Raw genomic sequence first — 12,545 nt, forward strand, 5'->3', positions numbered from 1 at the left:
TTGCAGTTGAATAAAGTTCTGCAGATGACCTGAATATGAAGATTGTAGATACGAAGCTTAATTTCTTCTGCGTCTACCTTCTGGATATGATCCATAGGCAGGACAAAGTTTAGAAGAACAAGATTCTAAAATGCTAATGGTGCAGAACACCGCCAATAATAAGATGGCTACTTTTTTCATCGATCTGATAAATTTAAACCTCTAAGTTACAAATAATTATTAAAACGCAAGTTTAAATCTGTGCAGAAAAATCGGCCATTTTAATGGCGGTAATTGCAGCTTCATCGCCTTTATTGCCATGCTTGCCACCTGCACGGTCTTGGGCCTGCTCTAAATTATTAGTGGTTAACACCCCAAAAATAACCGGTTTACTGTATTTAATGCCAACATTGGTTACGCCCTGCGCCACTGCATCGCAAATAAAATCGAAATGTTTGGTATCACCCTGGATTACGCAACCTAAACAGATTACGGCATCTATATCGCTTCTTTTGCTCAATAAAATTTCTGCACCACCGGTTAATTCAAAACTTCCTGGTACAGGTAAAGAAACAATATTTTCTTCGGCAACGCCATTTGCTAATAAGGTTTTTAATGCACCATCGTATAAAGCACCGGTAATTTCAGCATTCCACTCGGCTACAATAATTCCGAATTTATAGTTTGCACCACTGGGAACAGTGGTGTGAGAGAAATCAGAAAGATTTTTTAATTGTGTTGACATGGGGCAAAGATAATGTTATGCCGTGAATGTTAAAAACCTTAATGTTTGCTGCTTGTAACATTTAGTTCATTAATACTTAGATTCGTATAAGAATCAGATAAATATCTACCGCTTATGGAATTTAGGCGTTCATTCCATCTATACTAAAAACGCACGCTACCTATGAATATATCATTACGCCTCCCCGCCCTATTTTTTCTCCTCATTTTGCTGTCCTTACGTATTTCTGCACAACAGAAATATACACTCAACGATTTTTACAGGGTAGATTCTATTGCCAGCCAGGCCAAACCAAAAAATGCACTTGCTTTGATTGAAAAAATTAATGAGCAGGCGCGCCAAACACATAATACACCTTTGTTGGTTAAATCGGTTATTTACCGGATGATGTTTCAAAGTTACCTGGAAGAAAATGCCTTTGATAAGATTTTGATCAATTTGCGCAAAGATATCAATATCACCAAACAGCCTGAAAAAAGCATTTTACAATCACTTTTAGCTGAAACCTATTGGAACTACCTGCAACAGAACCGTTGGCAGATTAACCAGCGTACGCAGGTGCAGGGTGATATTGGCGATGACCTTAAAACCTGGAGCATTAAAAAGCTGAATGATGAAACGGTTAAATATTACCTGTTATCGTTAAAAGAAAGCCAGATTTTACAACAGACGAAAGTAGATACTTTAGATGCAGTTTTAGCGGGTGATAAAAAATACAGAAGCTTTAGACCTACTTTATACGACCTGCTGGCCCACCGTGCCATTGATGTTTTTAGTAATACACAACTCAATCTTACGCAATATGATGATGAATTGATTGACATGAGCAATGCTGATTGGTTTGGCAACAGGCAAACATTTTTAAACATTACCATACCGGCCGATAGTTCTTCATTTAAAGCACAGGCTTTGCAGCTGTTTAAAAACCTGATCAGATTTCATCAAAACAGCAGTAATTCTTCAGCACTGGCCGATGTGGATTTAAAAAGGTTAAAATTTGTACAACAGCATTTTACCGGGGACAAACAGGAATTGTACTATAACGCTTTAAGTCTGTTGGCTGAGCAAAGCATGCAAAGCGAAGTTTTTGCTGATATTTTATATGAGCAGGCTGCTTTACATAAAAATGCACAATTACCCGTTGATACCAATAAACAAAACCTGATTACAGCGGTTGCTTTGTCAGAAAAAGCGATAAATGCCTTCCCAAAAAGCATCGGGGCAGAAAATGCCAGGAATTTAATCGAAGAGATTAAAAGCAGTAGTTTATCGGTTAAAGTAAAAGAATTTGTACAGCCAGATCAACCTAGTCAATTATATCTATCCTACAAAAATACAGATACTGTACAGCTGAAGTTGTACCATTCGCCCGAATTTAAAAATGACTATGAACAGTTTAACAATAAGGCCGATTTTTTAGCTTTTTTAAGGAAGAATAAAATAGTTAAGCAGTGGGCAGTGGCTGTGCCTAAAACCAACGATTATCAAACCCACAGTTTAGTTGATAAAATTGAGGCATTGCCTTTTGGTAGTTATACTCTAATTGCCCGGACCATTAACCGCAAACAGAACGATACTGTTTATAGTAACATCAACTTTAAGGTTACGGCAATGGCGGTTATTAACAGGTGCAATATTGATAAACATGAATATTTTGTTCGTCAGTCGAATAATGGTGAACCTTTAAAAAATGTTACGATCAGGCAACGGAGATATGATTACAATACGCGTAAATATATTGATGGTGAATTGTTAACTACAGATGGGAATGGTTATGCCAGTACCGCCGAAACCCAGTCTGGCATGAGTGCCGCATTATTAAAGCTTGGTAAGGATGAATTGCAGATCAACATTAACAATTATAATGGCTACCGGGATGATGAAGATGAAGAAGAGGAACGTGTAATTCTATTTACCGACAGACCTATCTACCGCCCGGGACAAACCATTTATTATAAAGGATTGTGTTTGAATATTCTGAATGGGAAGAATAAAATTGCCGTAAATAAGGCCGTTGATATTTCTTTTAATGATGCCAATGGAAAAGAGATTACCAAAACGAAATTGATGAGTAACAATTACGGCACATTTCAAGGTTCGTTTACCATCCCAATGGGCATATTGAACGGTCAGATGGAAATTGAAACCGAATATGGCCACATTGCTGTACAAGTTGAAGAGTATAAGCGGCCTACTTTCGAAGTGGTATTTGATAAACCCAACAAACAATATAAACTGAATGATAGCATTAAAGTAGAGGGTAAAGCCAGTTCTTTTTCTGGCTATTCGGTGAGCAACGCGAAGGTAAATTATAAAGTTTTCCGGAGCGTGATGGATGATTACAGGCTCAGCTATGAGCAGCGGAGTGTTATTTATGGCTCAAGGATGTACGCTGAAAGAAAGCAGGTAGCCATCGGGAAAACAAGCACCAAAGCAGGTGGTAAATTCGAGATTACTTTTTTGCAAACGTTACGGATGCCAGGGCAAATTATAGCTATGAAATTGTGGCTGATATCACTGATTTAAATGGCGAAACCCGTTCTAAAACGACCGGCCTAAATGTTGGAAAGAAGGATATTACACTTAATATCAGTGCAGCGCAAGTTGAGTATTTGAGTAATAAAACAGATAGTATCTCCTTTTCGGTTACCAATTTAAACAATGAAGCCATTAAGGCTGATGTTAAAGCTGAATGGAGTTTACTGCAGGCGCCATCAAGGCTGATGAACAAAAGCCCTTTTTATGCCGAAAATTATGCCATGAGCAAGGAAGATTTTATTAAAAACTTTCCTGATGATGACTATAACAATGAACTTGAAGTAGCCAAATGGCCGGTAAAATCAGTAGAATTTAAGCAAAACCTTAGCGCCAAAAACGGTCGTGGAAATTTAAGCTTTAGTCAGAAAGATCTGAAACCAGGTTATTATAAAATCAGCTTAATGGCAGTAAATGGAGCAAATGATACGGTTACAGTAGATAAATACGTGGTGATTTATCATGCAGCACCTGCGGTAATACAATCAAACCTCGAATGGATTGCACCAGAAGTTACTGTGATCAAACCAAACGAAAGCGCTGTATTTCGTTTGGCAGGTTTGGCAGAAAACAGCAAGGCTTATTACGAAATTTATTATCGCGATAGCATAGCAGAAAAAGTGTGGATCAATTTATCGCCAAAACAGACCATTGTTAAAATACAACCAAAAGCCAATTACGAAGATGGTTTTGCTGTGCAATTTACCATGGTGCATCAAGGCACTGTTTACAACTCCATGCAACAGATTCAAATTGCAGACCCACAAAAAGAACTGGACATCCGCTTTTTAACCTTTCGCGATAAGTTGCAACCTGGTGAAAAGGAAAGCTGGAAACTGCAGATCAGTAATAACAAGGGAGAAAAACAAATGGCCGAAATGGTGGCTACACTTTACGATGCAAGTTTGGACGACCTGAGGAAGATGAACTGGAATACCAATCTGCAAACCAGTTTTAATTATGGTTTTTATAACTGGAATTTCAATGTAAGCAATGTTGCTAACCCAGGTTATCTATGGTTTTTAAGACAGGATAGAAATTATAGCGTAATTACCCGGGGCTACGAAAACCTTAATCTGTTTGGGTATAACTATTATGGCGGATACAACTCTGGTTACAGGAACTACATCAGCAATTTACAAAGGGCTAAACGAAAAGGTTTATCTCCGGAAGCGTTAAAAAAACTCGCGGAGTTGGAAAATGGTAAATTAATTTATGGGGTGGTGTTTGATAATCAGGGCGAAATACTGCCGGGCGTACAGGTTAGCGTAGGTAAAATGGTTACTACCACCAATATTTTTGGTATTTACACCATTAATGCCAAAGCAGGGGAGACGCTTAATTTTTCTTTTATCGGCTTTAAACGCTATTCTATAAAAATAGGTAGTAAAAAACGGATTGATATAACGCTGAAAGAAGATGGGAATGCTTTAAATGAAGTGGTGGTTACTGGATATGCTACACAAAAAAAGCAAAATATGACTGGTTCGGTTGTTCAGATTAGGGGTGTTGCCACTTTACAAAGTGCTCCAGTTGCGGCCAATGCAATTTATGGCAGTAGATCTGCCGATGCGATTATCTTTCCAATGGCAGCTGAAGATAAGTCAACAACACTACGGGAGGAAATTGAACCTCTTAAAAAAGCCAACGTAACCCCACGCACCAACTTTAACGAACTTGCATTTTTTTATCCGCAGTTGTTAACTGATGCTAGAGGCGAAATCAAGATCGAGTTTACCATCCCGCAAAGTTTAACACGTTATAAAATGATGGGTTTTGCACATACCAAAGATTTAAGAACGGCATCTATCACAAAGGAGTTGATTACGCAAAAACAATTGGCCATTGCCATTAATGCACCACGTTTTTTTCGTGAGGGTGATACCATTTTATTAAGCGCCAAACTGAATAACCTGGCCGGTAAAAAACTGACAGGTAATGCCAGTTTAGCGCTCACCGATGCTTTAACAGGAAAACCGGTCCAGGTTTTTGGTGCAAATGAAAAATCGGAAAAAACTTTTGAAGTGGATGATGAGGGCAATACTGTTTTAAAATGGACATTGATTATCCCGTCAGGCATTAGTGCCATTACCTATAAAGTTTTGGCCCAAAGTGGCAAATTTAGCGATGGTGAAGAAAATACCATTCCGGTTTTAGCAAATGCCATGTTGGTTACCGAAAGTATGCAGATAAATGTACGCGGCAACACCACCAAAACTTTCGATTTTGAGAAACTGAAGAAATCAGGAGCCTCAAAAACTTTACGCAACCAAAGTTTAACTTTCGAGTTTACCTCCAATCCGGTTTGGTATGCGGTGCAGGCCTTACCTTACTTGATGGAATATCCGTATGAGTGTGCCGAGCAAACATTTAGCCGCTTTTATGCCAATAGTTTCGCAACTGGAATTATTAATTCATCGCCAAAAATTAAAACGGTTTTTGAACAATGGAAAAACACCAATAACGGCGAAGCATTGTTATCTAACCTGGAGAAAAACCAGGAATTGAAATCGATTTTATTAGAAGAAACTCCCTGGATGCGCAATGCAGCTAATGAAAGCGAACGTAAAAAACGTTTGGCTACACTTTTCGACTTAAACAGAATGACCTATGAGTTAAAAGCAAATTTTGAGAAATTAGAAAAAATGCAGTTTAATAACGGTGCTTTCCCATGGTTTAGTGGCATGCGCGAAGATCGCTACATTACCCAGCACATCGTTTTGGGAATGGGTCAGTTAAAAAAACTGAAACTGATCGACGAAAAATCTTATCCAAATTTTAATGCAATGCTAAATAAGGCTATTATTTATTTAGATGCGGAATTCGTTAAGGATTATAAGAAAGAAGTCAAGGAAAAACGCTTTGGTTACTTGCCTTTACACTACCTGTTTGCCAGAAGTTACACCAATCAAAAAAATACTTCAGCAGCCTTTGTAAAAGCTAAAGATTTTTACCTCAAAAAATTAGTGGCCGACTGGAAAACCTTTGATACTTACCAGTTGGCACAGGCAGCTTTGGTTTTAAACAGAAACGGCAATAGTGTAGAAGCGAAAAAAATCATTACCCTGTTAAGTCAAACCGCACAACAAAACGACGAACTGGGTATGTACTGGGCTACGAATAGAGCGGGCTGGTGGTGGTACCAAAGTCCGGTTGAAACGCAGGCTTTGTTAATTGAGGCTTTTGATGAAGTGGCCAATGATACCAAAGCGGTAGAGGAAATGAAAATCTGGTTGCTCAAAAATAAACAAACCAACGATTGGCAAACTACAAAAGCTACTGCAGCAGCCTGTTATGCCTTATTAATGAAAGGTACTGATTTACTAGCCGAAAATAATGAACCAGAAATCACCATTGGTGGTCAGAAATTAACGGAACTGCAGCAACCCAATGCTATAAAAGAGGCTGGAACCGGTTATCAGAAAGTAAGCATTGCGGGTGCAAATGTTAAACCTGAAATGGGCAGGGTAGAGGTTAAAAACAATAATCAAACCATAGCCTGGGGTGCATTATACTGGCAATATTTTGAGCAATTGGATAAAATCGCATCGGCCAATACCGGGGTTAAAATCAAAAAGCAATTATTTATTCAGAAAGCCAGCAATAAGGGCGATATGTTAACGCCGCTTACTACCAGCAATGTTTTGGCACCAGGCGATTTATTGAAGGTGCGTATAGAAATTAACTGTGATAGGGATATGGAATATATCCATTTAAAAGATATGCGTTCATCAGGTTTCGAGCCCGTAAATGTGATCTCCCAATATAAGTACCAGGATGGTTTGGGTTATTATGAAAGTACAAAAGACGCTTCAACCAATTTCTTTATCAGTTACATGCCAAAAGGAACTTATGTATTCGAATATCCGTTAAGGGTTACACATGCCGGTAATTTTTCGAATGGGATTACCAGTTTGCAAAGTATGTATGCGCCAGAGTTTACCACACATTCTGCAGGAATAAGAGTAAGTGTAAAATAAATGGGGTACAAACCTCGCAGGTTTTTAAAACCGGAGAGGTTTAAACCTACATATTACTTAGATGCAGGTGACTTAAGTGATCAATGTTTTTGGAAAGCAGGGTTAGGCGTACTTGGGTTATAAAAGTCCCGCTATCCGCTTCAAAGCCTTGGTTCGTGCCTCACCTTCGGGTTTTACGCTACTATCGGGTTTATTAACAATGGTTCTGCGTTTCATATCGCTGTTCCAGACCCAGCAGATTTCGAAAACCTGCGAGGCTTAAATTGCATTAAGTAAGTTGTATCCCACCGTAAGTGGCCCCAATGGGTATAATTTTATCTCCCATCCAAATTTGGCTGCGGTCAAATTTGGATACTTTGTTTTTGGCCACAATAAAGGCCCGGTGGCAGCGGATAAAATCTGTTTTTGGTAGTAAATCAGCCAGATCGTTAATGGTAATACGCGAGCTCAGTAATTTATCTTTAAGCTGGATCTGCGTGTAATTTCCCGAGGCTTCCACATAGCAGATTTCATCTAAATTCACTTTAATTTGTTCATAACCATCTTTTACAAAAATATAGTCCGTTTTAGCTTCCCGTTTCTGGCTACGCAGGTTAAAGAGTTCGTGGGCCTTATTGCAGGCCTTTAAAAAACGGGAAAGTGAAAAAGGTTTTAACAAATAATCAACAGCATCAAGTTCAAAACTTTGTACTGCATGTTCGGTATAAGCCGTGGTAAAAATAACCATGGGCGGCTTACTTAAACTCTTTAAAAAGTCAATGCCACTAATATCTGGCATTTTAATATCCAGAAAAATCAGGTCAATCTTATTGTGCTGAAGATAAGTAATGGCTGCAAAGGCATCAGTAAAGGTTTCCTGCAATTCTACAAACGGAACTTTTGAGGCATGCGATTTTATAATATCAAGTGCAATCGGTTCATCATCTATAGCAATGGCAATCATTTTTTATTTATTCTTATGGATGTCAGGCTGAAGGTAGTCGAAGCTCATTACTTGGTAAGATTCGTATGGCTAGTCGTGTTTTTGCAAATAGCCAATTCTTTAAGTCTATCCCAGTTATCATTTATAATAGCCTCTTTCTTTTTTCTCGTCCAACCTTTAATTTGTTTTTCTAAACTTATTGCTTCGTTAATGTCTTCAAAGTGCTCGCAAAATACTAAGATTAAAGGTCTTTTTCTAGCGGTATAACAATTTGGGTCATCCTGAGCGGAGTCGAAGGAAATTTAATCCTAATAAATATAGCAAAATCATGATAAGTTTAAACAACTAGTTTAAAAACGATCTATTGGCGCTTCGACTTCGCTGGGCGTGACAAAACTAATAATGTCATCCTGAGCGGAGTCGAAGGAAATTTAATCCTAATAAATATAGCAAAATCATGATAAGTTTAAACAACCAGTTTAAAAACGATCTATTGGCGCTTCGACTTCGCTGGGCGTGACAAAACTAATAATGTCATCCTGAGCGGAGTCGAAGGATATTTAAGCCTAATAATATAGCAAAATCATGATAAGTTTAAACAACTAGTTTAAAAACGATCTATTGGCGCTTCGACTTCGCTGGGCGTGACAAAACTAATAATGTCATCCTGAGCGGAGTCGAAGGAAATTTAAGCCTAATTAAATATAGCAAAATCATGATAAGCGTAAACAACCAGCTTAAAAACAATCTATTGGCGCTTCGAATCCGCTCAGTGTGACAATCAGCCTAATCCAACTGCAAAGTCAAATGGACAAAAAACTCATTAGCACTTTCACGGATAATCAGTTCATGTTTTCCATAATAAAGCAGCGACAGTCGCTGTTTTACATTTTCAAGTCCGATACCGCTTTTCAATTTTTCAGGATCGTTATCTGCCTTGATGTAAATGCTGTTGCTCACATCAAAATATAAGGTACTTTCTTTAGTTTGGAGCGTAATTTTAATATATGATGGCTGTTGCAAACTGATCCCATGTTTAAATGCATTTTCGATAAAGGGAATTAACAACATTGGCGTAATCTGCAAATTGTTCAATTGTTCCTCAATATGGGTGTCAATCCTGATATCTGCCGAGCGTGAGGTACGCAGTTTTTGCAGATCGATATAATTGTTCAGGTATTCCACCTCCCGGGTTAGCGAAATCTTATCCTGGGTATTTTCGTGGAGCATAAAACGCATCATATCACCCAGTTTTTGAATCCCCTCACCCGTTCTTTCCGCATTTTCCTGTAAAGCCGTGCCAAAAAGGGTGTTTAACGCATTAAACAAAAAGTGTGGATTGATCTGCGATTTTAAGAAATTCAGGTTGGCGTCCGATTTTCCCAGCTCTGTTTTAAGCATTTGTATTTCGCTCAGCTTTTCAAATTTATGCTTGTAAACATACCAGGCAGATGGTGTGGTAATGCAGATTAAACATATTGCATTTAAACTTAAGGTAATTGGCACAACTACGCCATTGCGCATAAAAGGAATAAGGATAATGAGCAATAGGAGTGAAGTGATAATAGTTAAACCTACATTGCCCCAAAAATACCGGCCAAAACCCTTAAAGTTTTTTCGAAGATTTGGAATGATGTAATAAATAGCGCAAAAGGCAAAGAAAATATTTACCGGTGGTACAAGTAACCAAACGATCAGCAATTCATAATCGATTTTTAAAGAGAGTACTGCCGCAAATACCATGAGCGTAACCAGCCAGATTTTTGTACTCACAAATATCTCTGAAACAATATTTTTATTATAAGTCTTTAAAAAATGGATTCTATTAAAAAGCTCCATGCCACGCTCGTTAAAATAGGCGTAAGCGTTAAAAAGCAGGTAAATAAAAAATATATAGGTAAAAGCTTCTCCAAAAAACATGTCATAACCGCGGTCTATATCATCATATTCCACCAGACGGTAAGCTTCCGAATAGGTATTGGCTATCATCCATCCAATAATAGAAAACGCGGTAACAGCAATGGTCATGATCAGGTTCATGGTTAAGTTACGGCCCTTTGCCAGTTGAGGCATTGAAACAAAATTGAAAAGCAAAAAACTGAAGTAAATGATACTGATCTTAAATATTTCGGGAAGAAAGAAATTTGCCATGATGCTGTATTCAACTGAATTTTCAGAAAAACGGTACGATCCGCCAGATCCGTAAGTAATTTGTGTACAAATACTGATCAATGCAAGAATGTATAATGTTGTAGAAATCCAAAACTCAAGCTGGTTGATGTTTTTAGATTTGATAGCAGATGAATTACCTGAAAGAATTTCCATTTTTGTTTTAATTAATGGTACAATTTTACAAAGAGAATCGGCTACAATATTTAAAATGTGATAGATGGGGCTAAAAATGTGACGAATGATCAGGATTTATACGATTGTGGGATTTTAAGATTGAGTTTTTTCGTTCATCGTGCAGTCAGATGTTACCATCTGATTGTTCGCGAAAATCAATTGTTCAACTTTGTGTCGGATAGCAATATCGAACACCACGGATAAACAATTTTATTATCTTTGAAACGGATTGCTGGATTGGCTTCCCTATCATCCACTATACATTTTCCATCTTACATTATTATATATGACCGTTTACGGAATTCCAAATTGCAATACAGTTAAAAAATCGCTCGATTGGTTAAAAGCACATCAGGTAGATTTCGAATTTCACGATTTTAAGAAAAAAGGCATTACCGAAGAAAAATTAAACGAATGGTGTAATACTTTCGGCTGGGAAACGGTATTGAACCGTAAAGGTTTAACCTGGAAAAAACTCACCAAAGAGGAGCAGGCAAAAATTGATAACCAGAATTTGGCAATCGCTTATTTAAAAGAAAATACCAGCGCTATAAAACGCCCGATTATTGAGCAGAATGGCAAAGCCATATTAATTGGATTTGACGATGACAATTATTTAAAAACACTAGCCTGATTCATTTGTTCTAATGTTAAAGTTTGTTAAAAGCAGATTTTAAATGTCGAACTAAGTTACTTTTGAGTATGTACAAACTGATCATTTTTCTATTACTTGCCTTACCTATGGGCGTTTTTGCACAAACGGTAACTACGGGTACAGTTTTCGATTATTCGAAAAAAACACTCTCACTGCCTGGCGTTTCCATCAGAAACCTGAACAGTAAAAAATCTACCAGTACCAACAAAGAGGGTAAATATACCATTGCAGCCAACATTGGTGATCTGATTGAATTTTCTGCCGTAGGTTACCATACCGACACGCTTTATTTAACCAATCTCCTAAACAGGACCATCTACCTGCCTGTTAAATCAAATAGTTTAAAAGATGTTGATATTACCGCAGTGCGGATGAACAGCCAGGTAACCGATGCAAAGGATCCACTGGCAGAGAAATATACTTTATTAAATACCGGGGGCAACCTAAACCGTAAGCGCATGAAAGATAAGGTTGGAGGTTTAAACCTGAATTTAGGTTATGGTAAATATAAAAGACAACAGCGTAAAGAAGCCGATTTAGAAGAAAAGGAAATGTACCAGGATGAAATCGACGAAAACTTTACGCCAAAGGCCATCACTGATCTTACCAAGCTGGAAGGCGAAGAACTTAAAAACTTTATGATCATTTACAGGCCTTCGATCGAAGCCGTAAAGGCCGAAAGACCGTTTAAATATTCGTTTTACATTTCACGTGCCTTTGTAGCGTGGAAAAAATTAACTCCGCAGGAAAGAAAATTGCAAGATCTGCCAAAATTAAAGGCTAATTAAGTCTTTTTACAGATGTTAATTACATTATAACCATTATTGGTAACATTATAACCACATATAAATCTATATGTGGTTATTTTTTATATTTACAGCAGTATTACAACCTTATTATGATCATGAAATTGACTAAACTGATTAATTTTGGTTTGGTTTGTTGTGTTTTTGCTTTTTCAGCATCGGCCCAACAGGCTACACCCCCTGTACCAGCAACCAACTATAATCCTGCTGAAGCATTTGGACCACTATTTTATACCCAAAACGGAAATGAATTCCGCTCGGCAATTGGTGCACCAGGGCCAAAATACTGGCAAAACCACGTAGATTATAACATTACCGCCAACCTTGATGAAATCAAGAATATGGTGAAGCGGAACAGTTACCATTACCTACAAAAACAACAGTCCTGATAAGTTGCCTTATTTATGGTTACAATTAGATCAGAATACCTTTAAAGAAACTTCGCGTGGTTATGCCATTACCCCTTCACGCAGCCGTTACGGTGCTCAGGGCGAAAAATTTGATGGTGGCTATAAAATCCAGAACATCAGCGTAGCACAAAAGCAGGTGCTGTAAAATTCACATCTATTGTTGAGGA

10 protein-coding genes are annotated in these 12,545 nt (G+C 37.9%); 6 read left to right on the forward strand and 4 right to left on the reverse strand.

Going from position 1 to position 12,545, the window contains the following annotated elements:
- Positions 1–232 precede the first annotated feature (232 nt).
- Positions 233–724: a 6,7-dimethyl-8-ribityllumazine synthase gene (gene ribH / locus ACQ86H_RS04605; RefSeq protein WP_431294004.1), complete on the reverse strand. Its 492-nt coding sequence runs from the start codon at positions 722–724 to the stop codon at positions 233–235.
- 162 nt (positions 725–886) lie between these two features.
- Here ribH and ACQ86H_RS04610 point away from each other — a divergent pair, with 162 nt between their 5' ends.
- The gene (locus ACQ86H_RS04610) at positions 887–3,250 is read left to right on the forward strand and encodes an MG2 domain-containing protein (protein WP_431294005.1); all 2,364 of its coding nucleotides are present in this window, start codon (positions 887–889) and stop codon (positions 3,248–3,250) included.
- Positions 3,229–7,239 carry an alpha-2-macroglobulin family protein gene (locus ACQ86H_RS04615; protein WP_431294006.1) on the forward strand — a complete coding sequence of 1,337 codons (4,011 nt, stop codon included), beginning with the start codon at positions 3,229–3,231 and terminating at the stop codon, positions 7,237–7,239. The genes ACQ86H_RS04610 and ACQ86H_RS04615 overlap by 22 nt, the downstream gene beginning before the upstream one ends.
- A 268-nt stretch (positions 7,240–7,507) precedes the next feature.
- Here ACQ86H_RS04615 and ACQ86H_RS04620 read toward each other — a convergent pair whose 3' ends face one another.
- The 3 genes from ACQ86H_RS04620 to ACQ86H_RS04630 all read right to left on the reverse strand — a co-directional run bounded on the left by ACQ86H_RS04620 (position 7,508) and on the right by ACQ86H_RS04630 (position 10,486).
- Positions 7,508–8,182, reverse strand: a complete 675-nt coding sequence (locus tag ACQ86H_RS04620; protein ID WP_138818446.1) for a LytR/AlgR family response regulator transcription factor — start codon at positions 8,180–8,182, stop codon at positions 7,508–7,510.
- Between the two features lie 47 nt (positions 8,183–8,229).
- Entirely contained in the window at positions 8,230–8,463 is a 234-nt protein-coding gene (locus ACQ86H_RS04625; RefSeq protein WP_371717076.1) for a GIY-YIG nuclease family protein, read from the reverse strand.
- Positions 8,464–8,947: 484 nt separating this feature from the next.
- On the reverse strand, positions 8,948–10,486 hold the full coding sequence (locus ACQ86H_RS04630) for a sensor histidine kinase (protein WP_431294007.1): 1,539 nt from the start codon (positions 10,484–10,486) through the stop codon (positions 8,948–8,950).
- A 307-nt stretch (positions 10,487–10,793) separates the two neighbouring features.
- Between ACQ86H_RS04630 and ACQ86H_RS04635 the strand changes: the two genes are divergently transcribed.
- The 4 genes from ACQ86H_RS04635 (at position 10,794) to ACQ86H_RS04650 (ending at position 12,523) form a co-directional block, all read left to right on the forward strand.
- Positions 10,794–11,141, forward strand: a complete 348-nt coding sequence (locus tag ACQ86H_RS04635; RefSeq protein ID WP_138818445.1) for a Spx/MgsR family RNA polymerase-binding regulatory protein — start codon at positions 10,794–10,796, stop codon at positions 11,139–11,141.
- 68 nt (positions 11,142–11,209) lie between these two features.
- A complete protein-coding gene (locus ACQ86H_RS04640) occupies positions 11,210–11,950 on the forward strand; it encodes a carboxypeptidase-like regulatory domain-containing protein (RefSeq protein WP_138818444.1) in 741 nt (246 codons plus the stop codon).
- 116 nt (positions 11,951–12,066) lie between these two features.
- Positions 12,067–12,357 (forward strand): hypothetical protein, encoded by a 291-nt coding sequence (locus ACQ86H_RS04645; RefSeq protein ID WP_431294008.1) that lies wholly within the window; start codon positions 12,067–12,069, stop codon positions 12,355–12,357.
- A gap of 4 nt (positions 12,358–12,361) precedes the next feature.
- Positions 12,362–12,523: a hypothetical protein gene (locus ACQ86H_RS04650; RefSeq protein ID WP_431294009.1), complete on the forward strand. Its 162-nt coding sequence runs from the start codon at positions 12,362–12,364 to the stop codon at positions 12,521–12,523.
- Positions 12,524–12,545 lie beyond the last annotated feature (22 nt).

Origin of the sequence: Pedobacter sp. P26, assembly GCF_050632135.1 — a bacterium.
Lineage (GTDB): Bacteria > Bacteroidota > Bacteroidia > Sphingobacteriales > Sphingobacteriaceae > Pedobacter.

Coding starts and splice junctions, on each gene's coding strand:
- ribH (WP_431294004.1), bottom strand. CDS start 724: ATGTCAACACAATTAAAAAATCTTTCTGATTTCTCTCACACCACTGTT.
- ACQ86H_RS04610 (WP_431294005.1), top strand. CDS start 887: ATGAATATATCATTACGCCTCCCCGCCCTATTTTTTCTCCTCATTTTG.
- ACQ86H_RS04620 (WP_138818446.1), bottom strand. CDS start 8,182: ATGATTGCCATTGCTATAGATGATGAACCGATTGCACTTGATATTATA.
- ACQ86H_RS04630 (WP_431294007.1), bottom strand. CDS start 10,486: ATGGAAATTCTTTCAGGTAATTCATCTGCTATCAAATCTAAAAACATC.
- ACQ86H_RS04635 (WP_138818445.1), top strand. CDS start 10,794: ATGACCGTTTACGGAATTCCAAATTGCAATACAGTTAAAAAATCGCTC.
- ACQ86H_RS04640 (WP_138818444.1), top strand. CDS start 11,210: ATGTACAAACTGATCATTTTTCTATTACTTGCCTTACCTATGGGCGTT.
- ACQ86H_RS04645 (WP_431294008.1), top strand. CDS start 12,067: ATGAAATTGACTAAACTGATTAATTTTGGTTTGGTTTGTTGTGTTTTT.